This is a genomic window from Nonomuraea sediminis, from assembly GCF_018531495.1.
Taxonomy (GTDB): Bacteria; Actinomycetota; Actinomycetes; order Streptosporangiales; family Streptosporangiaceae; genus Nonomuraea; species Nonomuraea sediminis.
In genome coordinates this window covers 48567-61620 of sequence record NZ_JAHDTI010000020.1, presented here as the reverse complement: position 1 = coordinate 61620, position 13054 = coordinate 48567, and the positions used below count along the sequence as shown (strand labels likewise).

14 protein-coding genes are annotated in these 13054 nt (G+C 70.9%); 6 read left to right on the top strand and 8 right to left on the bottom strand.

Annotation, left to right across the window (positions count from 1 at the left end; genetic code table 11):
- Positions 1-27 precede the first annotated feature (27 nt).
- Complete coding sequence (locus KIK09_RS51430) at positions 28-1482, bottom strand: NAD(P)H-hydrate dehydratase (RefSeq protein WP_214326928.1); 1455 nt, start codon at positions 1480-1482, stop codon at positions 28-30.
- A gap of 9 nt (positions 1483-1491) precedes the next feature.
- Positions 1492-1842 (bottom strand): holo-ACP synthase, encoded by a 351-nt coding sequence (locus tag KIK09_RS51425; protein WP_214326927.1) that lies wholly within the window; start codon positions 1840-1842, stop codon positions 1492-1494.
- 175 nt (positions 1843-2017) lie between these two features.
- Between KIK09_RS51425 and coaA the strand changes: the two genes are divergently transcribed.
- Positions 2018-2920 carry a type I pantothenate kinase gene (gene coaA / locus KIK09_RS51420; RefSeq protein ID WP_214327020.1) on the top strand — a complete coding sequence of 301 codons (903 nt, stop codon included), beginning with the start codon at positions 2018-2020 and terminating at the stop codon, positions 2918-2920.
- Here the strand turns inward: coaA and KIK09_RS59765 are convergent.
- A complete protein-coding gene (locus KIK09_RS59765) occupies positions 2892-3023 on the bottom strand; it encodes a hypothetical protein (RefSeq protein WP_275956579.1) in 132 nt (43 codons plus the stop codon). The two genes, coaA and KIK09_RS59765, sit on opposite strands and share 29 nt — an antisense overlap.
- Before the next feature lie 63 nt (positions 3024-3086).
- Between KIK09_RS59765 and KIK09_RS51415 the strand changes: the two genes are divergently transcribed.
- Genes KIK09_RS51415 through KIK09_RS51395 form a run of 5 tightly spaced genes read left to right on the top strand, consistent with a single transcriptional unit; the run spans position 3087 to position 7442 of the window.
- Complete coding sequence (locus KIK09_RS51415; protein WP_214326926.1) at positions 3087-4013, top strand: DUF389 domain-containing protein; 927 nt, start codon at positions 3087-3089, stop codon at positions 4011-4013.
- 40 nt (positions 4014-4053) lie between these two features.
- Entirely contained in the window at positions 4054-4965 is a 912-nt protein-coding gene (locus KIK09_RS51410; RefSeq protein WP_214326925.1) for an ABC transporter ATP-binding protein, read from the top strand.
- Positions 4958-5815, top strand: a complete 858-nt coding sequence (locus tag KIK09_RS51405; protein ID WP_214326924.1) for an ABC transporter permease subunit — start codon at positions 4958-4960, stop codon at positions 5813-5815. The genes KIK09_RS51410 and KIK09_RS51405 overlap by 8 nt, the downstream gene beginning before the upstream one ends.
- Entirely contained in the window at positions 5812-6729 is a 918-nt protein-coding gene (locus KIK09_RS51400) for an ABC transporter ATP-binding protein (protein WP_214326923.1), read from the top strand. The genes KIK09_RS51405 and KIK09_RS51400 overlap by 4 nt, the downstream gene beginning before the upstream one ends.
- Positions 6726-7442: an ABC transporter permease gene (locus KIK09_RS51395; protein ID WP_214326922.1), complete on the top strand. Its 717-nt coding sequence runs from the start codon at positions 6726-6728 to the stop codon at positions 7440-7442. Before KIK09_RS51400 ends, KIK09_RS51395 begins: the two co-directional genes overlap by 4 nt.
- On the opposite strand, the gene KIK09_RS51390 is transcribed toward KIK09_RS51395, so the two are convergent.
- The 5 genes from KIK09_RS51390 to rpsI all read right to left on the bottom strand — a co-directional run bounded on the left by KIK09_RS51390 (position 7426) and on the right by rpsI (position 13054).
- On the bottom strand, positions 7426-8874 hold the full coding sequence (locus KIK09_RS51390; protein WP_214326921.1) for a class I adenylate-forming enzyme family protein: 1449 nt from the start codon (positions 8872-8874) through the stop codon (positions 7426-7428). The genes KIK09_RS51395 and KIK09_RS51390 overlap by 17 nt on opposite strands.
- Positions 8874-9950, bottom strand: coding sequence for a hypothetical protein (locus KIK09_RS51385; RefSeq protein WP_214326920.1), 1077 nt, complete (start codon positions 9948-9950; stop codon positions 8874-8876). Before KIK09_RS51385 ends, KIK09_RS51390 begins: the two co-directional genes overlap by 1 nt.
- The gene (locus KIK09_RS51380) at positions 9947-11023 is read right to left on the bottom strand and encodes an ATP-grasp domain-containing protein (RefSeq protein WP_214326919.1); all 1077 of its coding nucleotides are present in this window, start codon (positions 11021-11023) and stop codon (positions 9947-9949) included. Before KIK09_RS51380 ends, KIK09_RS51385 begins: the two co-directional genes overlap by 4 nt.
- Positions 11024-11196: 173 nt before the next feature.
- Positions 11197-12528: a phosphoglucosamine mutase gene (gene glmM, locus KIK09_RS51375; RefSeq protein ID WP_214326918.1), complete on the bottom strand. Its 1332-nt coding sequence runs from the start codon at positions 12526-12528 to the stop codon at positions 11197-11199.
- A 1-nt stretch (position 12529) separates the two neighbouring features.
- Complete coding sequence (gene rpsI, locus KIK09_RS51370; RefSeq protein ID WP_214326917.1) at positions 12530-13054, bottom strand: 30S ribosomal protein S9; 525 nt, start codon at positions 13052-13054, stop codon at positions 12530-12532.

Below are 13054 nucleotides of genomic sequence, written 5' to 3'. Positions count from 1 at the left end.
GTTCATCTCACCAGTCTGTCAGCTCGCTCAGGTGGTCGAGCGTGATTCGCCTCTCAGCGACCTGATGGCGTCGGGCACCATGGCCGCCACGTCCGCCGAGGTGAGCGGGGCACCGTCCGCCGCCAACCGTCCGGCGAGCCCGTGCAGGTAGGCGCCGCACGACCCGGCGTCGTAGCAGGACAGTCCCTGGGCCAGCAGCGCGCCCGCGATTCCCGACAGCACGTCTCCCGTCCCGCCGGTGGCCAGCCACGAGGTGCCCGTCCTGTTCACCCGGACCGGCCGGTCCTCCTCGGCGATCACCGTCGTCGACCCCTTGAGCAGCACGGTCACGCCCAGCTCCGCCGCCGCCCTGCGGGCGTGCTCGAGCCTGCGCTCCTCGACCTGGTCCCTGTCGACGCGCAGCAGCCGCGCCAGCTCCCCGGCGTGCGGGGTGATGAGCACGGGAGCGGTACGGCGCAGCAGCGACCGATCCCTGGCCACCAGGGTCAGCCCGTCGGCGTCGACCAGTACCGGAACGTCGCCGGCCAGCACCCTGGCCGCCAGCTCGTGCGCCCAGTCGCCGGTCCCGAGCCCCGGACCCAGCACCCACGCCTGCACCCGGCCCACCCCGTCCAGCGACGGGCCGTCGAGCTCGGTGATGACGGCCTCGGGCCAGCGCGCGCGCACCTGCGCCACCGGGGCGGACGATCCCACGTAGCGCACCATCCCGGCGCCCGTCCGCAGCGCGCCGCCCACGGCCAGCACGGCCGCGCCCGTGTAGGCGTCGCTGCCGGCGGCCACGCCGAGCACGCCCCTGCGGTACTTGTCGGACTCCTCGGCCGGGCGCGGCAGCAGGTCTTCGACGTCCGTCCTGGTCAGCGCGGCCACGTCAGGATCGGGCAGGTACGGCCCGAGCCCGATGTCGATCACCTCGAGCAGGCCCACCTGGGCCGCGCCCGGGTCGACGAGCAGCCCGGTCTTGCAGGCCCCCATCGTGACCGTGACCTGCGCCCTGACGGCCACGCCCGGCACCCGGCCGCTGCCGGCGTCCACGCCGCTCGGCACGTCGACCGCCACGATCGGCGCCCCCGAGGCGTTCGCCTCGGCGACCAGCCCCGCGTACGGCTCGCGCAGCGCGCCTGCCACGCCGATCCCGACCAGCCCGTCGACGACGAGGTCAGCAGGCTCCATCGTGCCGGCCACCCGGCCGCCCGCCTGCAGGAACGCCTCCAGGCCCGCCTGGTGCGTCCTGGATCCCGCCAGGATCGCCGTCACCCTGGCGCCGCGCCGCGCCAGCCGTACACCGGTGTAGAGGGCGTCGCCGCCGTTGTCGCCGCTGCCGACCAGCAGCAGGACGCGGGAGCCGTACACCTTGCCGAGCAGGTCGGCGCAGACGGCGGCCAGACCGGCCGCGGCGCGTTGCATGAGCGTGCCGTCGGGGAGCTCGGCCATCAGCACCTGCTCGGCGGCCCTGATCTGGTCGGCGGTGTAGGCGGTGAGCATGATCAGAAGCTATCCCTCCGCGATCACGTAGGCCATGGCGATGCCCGCGTCGTGGCTGAGTGAGATGTGCCAGCGTTTGACGCCGAGACCGTAGGCCACGTCGGCGGCCTTGCCCGTGAGGTGGAGCTCCGGTTTGCCGGTGTCGTCGACGCGCACCTCGGCCTCCAGGTGCGACAGCCCGCGCGGCGCGCCCAGCGCCTTGGCGACGGCCTCCTTGGCCGCGAACCTGGCGGCCAGCGACTGGGGCGCCAGCGGCCGCTCGACGTCGGTGAACAGCCGCTCCCGCAACCCGGGAGAGCGCTCGAGCGCGGCCTCGAACCGGGCGATGTCCACCACGTCCACGCCGATGCCCAGGATCATCTCCTCAGGTTATTCGAGATTCCCCTGGGACCCCAGATGCGTGGATCATGAAAAAAGGTTCTTACCCCGAACGCGGTCCTGGTAATCCCCGAGGTTTATCCACAAGGTGTGGACACAGCCCAGGGGAAACCCACGAACGGCCCATGAGTAGGCTGCCTGGGTGAACAACGGCTACGTGGAACTGAGCAGGGAGCAGTGGAGCGAGCTCCGCAAGAACACGCCCTTGACTCTCACCGCAGAAGAGCTGGAAGAGCTGCGAGGCCTCGACGACCCGATCGACCTCACCGAAGTCACCGACATCTACCTCCCCCTGACCCGCCTGCTGAACCTGCACTTCACCGGGTCCAAGCAGCGCAGCAGCGTGCTGAGCGCCTTCCTCGGCCACGACGAGCAGCGCGTGCCGTACATCCTGGGCATCGCGGGCAGCGTCGCGGTGGGCAAGTCGACCACCGCGCGCCTGCTGCACACGCTGCTGGCCCGCTGGCCCGAGCACCCGCACGTGGAACTGATCACCACCGACAGCTTCCTGTACCCCAACAAGGTGCTCGAGGCCAAGGGCATCATGCACAGGAAGGGCTTCCCCGAGAGCTACGACCGGCGCGCGCTGGTCAGGTTCGTGGCCGAGGTGAAGGCGGGCGCGGCCGAGGTCCAGGCTCCGATCTACAGCCACCTCGAGTACGACATCGTCCCCGGCGCCACGCAAACCGTGAAAAGTCCGGACATCTTGATCATCGAAGGGCTGAACGTCCTCCAGCCCGCTCCCCCGACGGCCCTGGCGGTCAACGACTACTTCGACTTCTCGATCTACGTCGACGCCAAGGTGGAGGACATCCGCACCTGGTACGTGCACCGCTTCCACAAGCTGCGCCGTACCGCGTTCGAGGACCCCAAGTCCTACTTCCGCTACCTGGCCGAGCTCTCCTACGAGGAGGCCACCGACTTCGCGGTGAACATCTGGCGCGACATCAACGAACGCAACCTGGTCGAGAACATCGCGCCCACCCGCGGACGCGCCGACCTGGTCCTGCAGAAGGGCGCCGACCACGCGGTCAAGCGGGTACGGCTGCGCCGTACGTGATCCCGCACAGCTCCTCGTAGACGTAGGCGGCGAACCTGCCCGCGCAACCGAGGTCGTCGATGTCGGTGAACCAGCACTGCTCGCCGTGAACGTGGCATGTCATGCGGGCCAGCCTCGCGGCGAGTTGTCAACAGGGCATCAACATCGGATCGACGAGAATGGGCAAATGCTCCACCTGCGAATGATCTGCCCGGCCCCCCGCACCGACGAGGTGCTGGCCGTGCTGGACGACTGCGTCGGGGCCACGAACGTCGTGCTCCTGCCCGGCGCGGGCCGCGGGCCGGTCGGCGACGTGATCCTGTGCGACCTGGCCCGCGAGTCCGCCAACGAGGTGATCGGCAGGCTCAGGTGGCTGCAGGAGGTGGGCTCGATCGCGGTCGAGTCGATCGACCTGGCACTGTCCAGGGTGGCGAGGGAGGCCGTCGAGGAGGCGCCGGGCGAGCCCGAGGACGCGGTGGTCTGGGAGGAGCTCGCCCAGACGGTGATCAGCGGCTCCCGGATGACCTGGGCGTACCTGGCCTTCCTCGCGATCGCCACGCAGCTGGCAGGCATCGGCGTGACGCAGAACTCACCGATCCTGATCGTGGGCGCGATGGTGCTGGGTCCGGAGTTCGGCCCGATCGCGGCCATCTGCTTCGGGCTGCTGCGCGGCCGCTGGCACCTGATCACCACCTCGCTGCGGACGCTGGTCGTCGGCTTCGTCTTCGCGATCGCGGTGACGTTCGCCTGCGCGCTGGTCTCCTATTGGCTGGGCTGGATCGGACCGGGGAACCTGCAGGTCAACGAGGAGGTCCGGTTCATCGTCAAGCCAGACAAGTGGTCGCTCATCGTCGCATTGCTGGCGGGCGGGGCGGGCGTGCTGTCGATCACCGCAGGCAAGTCGACCTCGCTGGTGGGCGTCTTCATCTCGGTGACCACGGTCCCCGCCGCCGGATACGCCGCGGTCGCCATGGCCGTCGGCGAGTGGACGGAGGTCGCGGGCGCGGTCACCCAGCTGGGCGTGAACATCTTCGGAATGATCATCGCGGGTACGGTCACCCTGCTGATCCAGCGCGAACTCTGGCCTCAAGTAGGACGCCGTTCATCCGTGTGAACGAGGCCACACCGGGGTCACGGCGGGTAGTGTCCGGATCATGCACATCCTCGCGACCGAGGGGCTGACCAAACGCTTCCCGACCATCACGGCGCTGGACCAGCTGACGGTGACGGTGGGCACCGGCGTCACCGGGCTGGTCGGGGCGAACGGCGCGGGCAAGTCGACGTTGATCAAGATCCTGCTCGGCCTGCTGCCGCCGACCGCGGGTGGCGCGCGCGTGCTCGACCTGGACGTGACCACGCAGGGCCCGCAGATCCGGCGGGTCGTGGGCTACATGCCGGAGCACGACTGCCTGCCGCCCGACGTGTCCGCCACCGAACTGGTCGTCCACCTCGCCCAGATGTCCGGACTGCCGCGCACCGCCGCCCGCGAGCGGGCCGCCGACGTGCTGCGCCACGTGGGCCTGGCCGAAGAGCGCTACCGGGCCGTCGGCGGCTACTCCACCGGCATGAAGCAGCGGGTCAAGCTGGCGCAGGCGCTGGTCCACGACCCGAAGCTGATCTTCCTTGACGAGCCCACGAACGGGCTCGACCCGCGCGGCCGCGACGAGATGCTGGGCCTGATCAGGCGCATCGGCACCGAGTTCGGCATCAGCGTGCTCGTCACCTCGCACCTGCTGGGCGAGCTGGAGCGCATCTGCGACCACGTGATCGTCATCGACGCGGGCCGGCTGCTGCGCTCGTCCGCGATCGCCGAGTTCACCCAGGCGACCCAGACGCTGACCGTCGAGGTCGAGGAGGGCACGCAGCCGCTGGCCGCGCGCCTGGCCGAGCTGGGCCAGACGGTCACGCCGCACGGCAGGCTGCTGCTGGTCAAGATGCTCGGCCCCGAGACCTACGACGCGATCCGCGACGCCGTGGTCGACCTCGAGCTGTGCCTGATCCGGCTGGAGCACGGCCGCCACCGCATCGAGGACGTCTTCCGGGAGAACGAGGCCGCCAATGTCTAGCGAGATCTACGACATCGGCTACCGCCACTACGACGGGCCGCGCCTGGGGCGTGGCTACTCCACGCGGGCGCTGACCGTGCACAGCCTGCGCGGCGTCTTCGGGCTCGGGCGTACGGCACGCAGCAAGATCGTGCCGTTCGCGCTCGGGATCATCATGCTGCTGCCCGCGGTGGTCTCCATCGCGATGATGGCGCTGATGAAGCAGCGCGGCATGCCGTACAGCGGGTTCACGGTCATCATGCAGGCGGTGCTGGCGATCTTCCTGGCCGCGCAGTCGCCCACGATGGTGGCGCCCGACCTGCGGTATCGCGTGCTGCCGCTCTACCTGTCGCGGCCGGTGACGATCGTGGAGTACGTGGGATCGAAGGTCGTCGCGATGACCGTGGCGCTGTTCCTGCTGATCGCCGTGCCGTTGACGCTGATCTACGTGGGCGAGCTGCTCATCGATCTGGAGGGGCCGCCGCAGACCAAGGAGTACCTGGGTTCGCTGCTGATGGCGCTGGTGCTCGCGCTACTGCTGTCGTCGTTCGGGCTGGCGATCGCCTCGCTCACGCCCAGGCGCGGGCTCGGGGTGGCCTCGGTGATCGCGGTCTACCTGCTGGCCTCCGCCTCCGTCCCGGTGATCTACGGGACGCTGACGTCGACGGGCAACGAGTCCGCCGCCAAGTGGGCGTGGCTGCTCAACCCGTTCTGGCTGGTGGACGCCGTCCAGGTGTGGCTGTTCGGCACGCCGCCGCACTCCGACGGCGGCTACCCGCCCGGCCCGGCACCGGCGATCATCGTGGTCGCGCTCATCGCGGTGGCCATCGCGGTCCTGATGCTGCGCTACCGGAAGGCGGCGGCCAAGTGAAGCTCGAACTGTCGCAGGTCTCGCGCTGGTACGGCAACGTGGTGGCGGTCAACGACGTCACGATGACGATCGGTCCCGGCGTCACCGGGCTGCTCGGCCCCAACGGGGCGGGCAAGTCGACGCTGCTGCACATGATGGCCGGGTTCCTGGCGCCGTCGGGCGGCACGGTCACGCTGGACAACCGGCAGATCTGGAAGAACCATCACGTCTACCGGCACATCGGGCTCGTCCCTGAACGGGAGGGCGTGTACGGGTTCCTGACCGGGTGGCAGTTCGTGCTGTCGGCGGCCAAGCTGCACGGCCTGCCCGACCCGGCGGGCGCGGCCCAGAAGGCCTTGGCCACGGTCGAGATGGAGACGCCGAAGGACCGCCGGGTCGAGACGTACTCCAAGGGCATGCGCCAGCGCGTCAAGGTGGCCGCCGCGCTCGTCCACGACCCGCCCGTGCTGCTGCTCGACGAGCCGTTCAACGGCATGGACCCGCGCCAGCGGATGCATCTGATGGACCTGATCCGCTCGATGGGCACGGCGGGCAAGACGATCCTGTTCAGCTCGCACATCCTGGAGGAGGTCGAGCGGGTCGCCCAGCACATCGAGGTGCTGGTGGCCGGCCGGCACGCCGCCTCGGGCGACTTCCGGCAGATCCGCCGGCTGATGACCGACAGGCCGCACCTGTTCAGGATCCGCTCGAGCGACGACCGCAGGCTGGCCGCCGCGCTGATCGTCGACGACTCGACGGGCGGCGTCACGCTCGGGCAGGACGGGCTGGAGGTCCAGGCCGTGGAGTTCCGGCGCTTCGCCTGGCTGCTGCCCCGGGTCGCCAAGGCGGAAGGCGTCCACCTGCACGAGGTCTCCCCAGCCGACGAGGACCTGGAGAGCGTGTTCTCCTACCTGATCAACCGGAGCTCGTCATGAACACAGTGGTCGCGGGCATCACCTACCGTGCGCTGCTCGGGCGGCGGCGGATCGTGCTGCTGCTCCTGCTGCCGCTGGCGCTGATCGCGCTGGCCGTGCTGCTGCGGCTGACGGGCAGCGGCGACCAGAGCTCGACGGCGTTCCTCATGCAGAAGTTCGCCATCGGCACCATGCTGCCGCTGCTCGGCCTGATCGCGGGCACCGGCGTGATCGCCCCGGAGATCGACGACGGCACGATCATCCACCTGATGTCCAAGCCGATCTCCCGCCCGGTGATCGCGCAGACGAAGTTCGTCGTGGCGGCCTCGCTGCTGGGGCTGTTCGCCGCGGTCCCCACCTACTTCGCGGCGTGGCTGCTCGTGCGCAACGAGGATGGCATCGCGCCCGGGTTCGCGCTGGGCGCGCTGGTGGGCGGCATCGCATACGCGGCGGTGTTCCTGCTGCTCGGCGTCGTCACGCGGCACGCGGTCACGATCGGGATCGTCTACGCGCTGGTGTGGGAGGGGCTGGTCGGCAGCCTCGTGCCGGGGGCGCGCAAGTTCTCCATCCAGCAGTGGGCGCAGACGATCGCCGGTCAGGTGTCCGACTCGCCGTACCTGACGCGCGACGTGACGCTCGGCTTCGCCGTACCTGCCCTGATCATCGTGACCGTGGGCGCGGTCTTCTGGGCGGGGCGCAGGCTGCGGGTGTTCTCGCTCACCGGCGACGAATGAGCTCACGCAGCGCGGCCCTGTCCAGCTTGCGCCTGCTGGAGTAGGGGAACTCTGGCAGCAGCTCGACCCTGTCGGGCAGCGCGCCGGAATCCACCACCTCGCGCAGCTCCCTGGCGTCGACCGCCCGGTCGGCGACCAGGGCCAGCACGACCTCCTCATCACCGGTGGTTTCGTCGGCGATCCCGATCAGGGCCGCGTCCGCGACACCGGGCAGCGCCGCGATGGCCGGTTCGTAGAGGCTGGGGTAGATGTTGAAGCCGTCGCGCAGGATCATGTCCTTCTTCCTGCCGAGCAGCACCAGCCTGCCCTGGTCGTCCATCCTGACCAGGTCGCCGGTGGCCACCTCGGTGAGCGGCGGCCCGCCCAGATACCGGCCGGCCAGGTGCGGCCCGCTCACGACCAGCTCCTGGTCCTCGGTGAAGCGCACGCCCACCCCCGGCAGCGGCGCGCCGAGCAGGTCGCCGTCGGCGTGCTCGAGCTTGTCCCGCGCGCCGGTCAGCGCGATCGGCAGCGCCTCGGTCATCGCGTAGATGCTCAGCACCTCCTCCACCGGCAGCTCCAGCGCCTTCCGCAGTACGGCCGGCGGCGCGGGAGCCGACCCGAGCATGACCGTCCGCAGCGTGGCGGGGAAGGCGTCCAGCCCGGCGAACTCGACGGGCACGCAGTACAGGTGCGTGACCGGCCGCCGGGCGACGACCCGTGCGGGCCCCATCGACCAGACGGCGCCGCCGATCAGCGCGGGCAGCCCGATCATCAGCCCGTCGGCGTGCACCATGTCGCCGGGCCCGACGGGGAAGTGGTCGCGGAAGATCTCCAGCCCTGCGGCCAGCGACCGCTGCGTGTGCACCACGGCCCTCGGGTTCGCGGTCGTGCCGGAGGTGAAGATCACCGCCACCGGGCTGTCCGCCTCGGCCCCGCCGTACTCCCTGGGCGCGGGCCCCTCCAGTCCCCACAGCCGTACGGCGTGCCGCGGCACCCCGGGCAGCCACCGGCCGGTGTAGGCGTGGCACAGGCCGTGACCGGGCAGCGGGTCGCGCAGGCTGGGCAGCAGCACGCCGCGGCGGCGGACGAGCGCACGCAGCGGCGCGAGCGACGTGATCGCGTACAGCCGTGACTCGGCCACCACCCATCGCGGCTCGGCCAGCCGCAGCCTGGCCTCCAGGATCGCGGGCGGGACCCCGGGGTCGGCCAGCACCAGCACGCCGCCGGCGGCCACCACGCCCAGCGCCACCGCGATCGCCTCGGGGGACGGCTCGACCGCGTACAGCACGCCGTCTCCCCTGGCCAGCCCGGCCGCCGACAGCCGGTCGCGGATGCGCAGCGCCCGGTCGCGCAGCGCGCCGAACGTCATCCTCTCGCCCCGCGAGCCGACGATCGCGGTCGCCTCCGGCGTGCGTTCACAGGCCTGGAACACCTGGGCAACGAGCTCCATCACACCTCATACCGTCGCATGAGCGGCACCGCGATCCACCCCAGCAGTCGTGACAGCGCCACCCAACCGGCCCGCCGCCGCCACGGCAGGTGATCGACGTGGACGGCACGGTACTCGATCTCTGGCACGCCTCCGCGCAGCCGCTTGAACTCCCCCGCCCCCGCGCTGTCGTTGACCACCAGCCCCCTGTCGGCCGCGACCTGGTAGACCAGCGCGCTCAGCATCCGGTACAGCCCGAGCGGCTGCGGCATCGCGGTGTCGTAGCCGAAGACCGGCGTGGTCAGCACGCCGTCGCGCACGAAGTAGCCGAGCACCCCGTCGATCCTGCCGTCCCTGGCCAGCGCCAGGTACGTCATCGGCAGCTCGTCGACGAAGCGCGCGGTGAACTGCGGGTTGTTGCGCGAGTACTTGTCCAGGTAGAGCAGGTCGTACAGCTCGACGACCCGCTTGGGGTCGTCGGGCACGACCACGTCGTACCCGCGCCGCTCGATCAGCCGCAGGTCGCGCCGCCACCGCTTGCGGACCCTGGACCCCTGCTCGCCCGGCCGCGCCAGATAGATCCGCCGCCCCGGCACCATCACGCACCCCTCGACCGGCCGGTTCACCGAGCAGAACCCGATCGCGTGCCCGGGGAAGCGCTCCCTGAGGAACGCGACGACCTCGGCGAGCTGCCGCTCGTCCACCGCCGGATACAGGTTCGTGGACAGCAGCCAGTTGTTGACCAGCACGACCCGGTCCATCCGCGACCAGTCGAACAGCGCCCCCAGCGCGCTCAGTGCCCCGCCCAGCACCGCCCGCAGCGCGCGGCTGTCCAGCACGCGCAGCTCTTCCCGGGCATAGGTCACATAGTGCGTGTACGGCGAGCACACCCAGGCGTTGCCGCGCTCGCCGTCGTTGACCGTGATGGGCAGCACGACCTGGCCGTCGACGAGCAGGACCGCAACGGTCGTGCGCGCGTTGGCGACGAACGGCTCGATGCCCTGTTCCAGGAGCGGTGTCAGGTAGGCCCGCGCGTAGCGGCCGTCCTCGGTGTCGGGCCAGGGCAGGTCAGGCCCGGTGAACAGCTCGACGCTCACCGGCCGTTCCACTCGATGTCGTAGGTGGAGCACCCGACCAGCGTCCGGCCGGTCCACAGCGACCGGATCCAGTTCCGCCAGAGCACCCCGAACTGCGCCACGAACGGGCCCCTGTCGCCGGGGGTGGCGATCACGTCCTCCGCCGTGGCCACGAACCTCGCCCAGCGACGGAGATCGCGGGCGGATCGGACGTTCGCCAGGCCGAAGGAGAGCATGGCCATCGCGATCATCGCCCGCTTCCCCGGATCCGGTCTGGCCACGGCCCGCGACTCGCCCATGAGCGCGGCTGTCAGCTCGTCGCCCAGCAGGTGGACGCCGCTGGTGGCCCTGGGGTTGCACTCCAGCGGCAGCACCCGGTCGCCGGCCACGAAGTCGAAGGCGATCTGCCCGGTGAAGCCCAGCCGGGCCACGAAGGTCGTCACCCACTCCTCCGCGGCCGGATGGTCGACGGGTTCGAAGCTCACGCAGGCGCCGGAGGCCGTGAAGTCGACGGCGTAGGCGGCGTGCGCGGCGAGCCTGCCGTCCCTGGCCACCGAGTACGTGCAGACCTGCGGCCCGTCGAGCCGCTCCTGCGCCACCCACGTCTTCGGGATCGGGCCGCCGAAACGGACCTGCGTGCCGAATCGCGAGAACTCGGGCTTGGTGACGTATGGCGTGCCGTCGTGCGACCACGTCCCGAGCTCGGTTCGCGGCACCGGGAGCCCCCAGCTCTCGGCGAGGCGGATGAACTCCCACTTGCTGTGCAGCCTCCGCAGCGTGTCCAGCGGTGCGGCCAGGACCTCGCAGTGTTCGAGGAGGCGGTCCCTGGCTCGGGAGACGTAGAAGATCTCCTCGCAGGTGGGTACGACTAGGTCGACGCCCTCCCGCTTCACGATCCTCACGAGCGCGTCCGCGAACGCCTCCGGCGCCTGCCGCGGCGGCGGCACCGGGTGGGTTCTGTCCACGGCCTTCGACGCCCGGCACAGGTTCCCGCGGGAGCTCTCGGCCACCACCACCCGCACGCCGGACCTGGCGAACTTCCTGGCCAGGTCCAACGCCACGGGCGCACGACCACCGGTGATCAGCACGGTCATGGGAGCCAGCATGCCGAACCCGGGTTGCGAGCCGATTGACGCGCGTCCCGTGCGCCGTGACGGCGGGCCACCGTCACCGACTCGCCGTCAGCGCCGGGCGGCCGGTGGGGTGGCTTGCCGTACTGGCACGAAAAAGCCCCCGCCTCAGGTGAGGCGGGGGCTCCTTCAGAACGTCATGCGCACGCGGTACGGACGATCTCGGCCAGCCGGTCGGCCACCGAGCTCGCCTGGTCCTGCGAGGAGGCCTCCACCATGACGCGGATCATCGGCTCCGTGCCGCTGGGGCGGATCAGGACGCGGCCCGCCTCCCCCAGCTCCGCCTCGGCCTGCGCCACGGCGGCCGTGAGCTCGGGGACCGAGGCCTTGCCCCGGTCCACGTCCTTGACGTTGATCAGGATCTGCGGCAGCGGCGTCATGACCGAGGCCAGTTCGCGCAACGTACGGCCCGAGCCCGCCACCACCGCGAGCAGGTGCAGCGAGGTGAGCAGACCGTCGCCCGTCGTGGCGTGGTCGAGCATGATGACGTGACCCGACTGCTCGCCGCCCAGGTTGAAGCCCTCGGACTTCATGCGCTCGAGCACGTAACGGTCGCCGACCGCGGTCTCGATCACATTGATGCCCGCGTCGCGCATCGCCAGCTTGAAGCCCAGGTTGGACATCACGGTGGCCACCACGGTGTCCTTGGCCAGGCGGCCCTCGGCGTGCATGGCGGCGGCGAGGACGGCCATGATCTGGTCGCCGTCGACGATCGCGCCGGTGTGGTCGACCGCCAGGCAGCGGTCGGCGTCACCGTCGTAGGCCAGGCCCAGGTCGGCGCCGCGCGAGACGACCACCTGCTGGAGCCTGTCCAGATGGGTGGAGCCGTAGCCGGCGTTGATGTTGAGCCCGTCGGGGCGCGCCCCGATGGCCTCAACCCGGGCTCCCGCCCGCACCAGCGCCTCGGGGGCCACCATGTGCGCGGCCCCATGAGCGCAGTCGACCACGATGTCCAGGCCGTCGAGCCGGCCGGGCAGGGTGGTCAGCACGTGCGAGATGTAGCGGTCGGCCTCGCCGTAGGCGTCGCGCACCCGGCCCACCCCGGAACCGACGGGGCGGTTCCACTGCTCGCCGAGGCGGCGCTCGATCTCGTCCTCGACCTTGTCGGCCAGCTTGAGCCCGCCGCGCGCCAGGAACTTCACGCCGTTGTCCGGAGCCGGATTGTGCGAGGCCGTCAGCATGACGCCGAGGTCCGCGCCCAGCGCGCCGGTCAGGTAGGCCACCGCCGGGGTGGGCAGCACGCCCAGCCGCAGCACGTCCACCCCGGACGACGCGAGGCCGGCGACCACCGCGGCCTCCAGGAATTCACCTGAAGCCCGGGGGTCCCGGCCCACCACCGCCACGGGACGCTTGGGTCCCGTGTCTCCGAGGACGTGCGCGGCCGCCACGGACAACTCCATGGCGAGCTCGGCCGTGAGGTCGCGACCCGCGACCCCACGTACCCCGTCGGTGCCGAAAAGGCGCGCCAATTTAGCGCTTGCTGTACTGCGGAGCCTTACGGGCCTTCTTGAGGCCGTACTTCTTCCGCTCCGTGGCGCGGGCGTCACGGGTGAGGAAGCCGGCCTTCTTCAGCGGCGGGCGGTTGACCTCGACGTCGAGGATCGCCAGTGCGCGCGACAGGCCCATGCGCAGCGCACCGGCCTGGCCGGTCACGCCGCCGCCGTCGATGCGGGCGATGACGTCGAACGCCTCCTCGGCGCCGAGCACCACGAAGGGCTCGTTGACGATCTGCTGGTGGACCTTGTTGGGGAAGTAGACGTCCAGGGAACGCCCGTTGATCGTCCACTTACCGGTGCCGGGGACGATGCGCACCCGGGCGATGGCCTCCTTGCGGCGGCCGGTGCCGTACGAGTTGCCCGTGGTGACGGGCTTGCGCACCGGAGCTTCGGCGCTGGCGGCGGATTCGGTCGTGTACTCGGACGGGAAGTCCTCGGTGCTGCTGTAGTCGTCCAGCTCGGCCTCGACGGCCGTCTCGACACCAGTGGGCTCAGCCAC

Excerpts from the sequence above, each read along its gene's own strand:
- KIK09_RS51395 (WP_214326922.1), top strand. The coding sequence starts at position 6,726 with ATGAACACAGTGGTCGCGGGCATCACCTACCGTGCGCTGCTCGGGCGG.
- KIK09_RS51415 (WP_214326926.1), top strand. The coding sequence starts at position 3,087 with ATGCTCCACCTGCGAATGATCTGCCCGGCCCCCCGCACCGACGAGGTG.
- KIK09_RS51425 (WP_214326927.1), bottom strand. The coding sequence starts at position 1,842 with ATGATCCTGGGCATCGGCGTGGACGTGGTGGACATCGCCCGGTTCGAG.
- KIK09_RS51380 (WP_214326919.1), bottom strand. The coding sequence starts at position 11,023 with ATGACCGTGCTGATCACCGGTGGTCGTGCGCCCGTGGCGTTGGACCTG.
- KIK09_RS59765 (WP_275956579.1), bottom strand. The coding sequence starts at position 3,023 with ATGACATGCCACGTTCACGGCGAGCAGTGCTGGTTCACCGACATCGAC.
- KIK09_RS51430 (WP_214326928.1), bottom strand. The coding sequence starts at position 1,482 with ATGCTCACCGCCTACACCGCCGACCAGATCAGGGCCGCCGAGCAGGTG.
- KIK09_RS51405 (WP_214326924.1), top strand. The coding sequence starts at position 4,958 with ATGTCTAGCGAGATCTACGACATCGGCTACCGCCACTACGACGGGCCG.
- KIK09_RS51390 (WP_214326921.1), bottom strand. The coding sequence starts at position 8,874 with ATGGAGCTCGTTGCCCAGGTGTTCCAGGCCTGTGAACGCACGCCGGAG.
- KIK09_RS51410 (WP_214326925.1), top strand. The coding sequence starts at position 4,054 with ATGCACATCCTCGCGACCGAGGGGCTGACCAAACGCTTCCCGACCATC.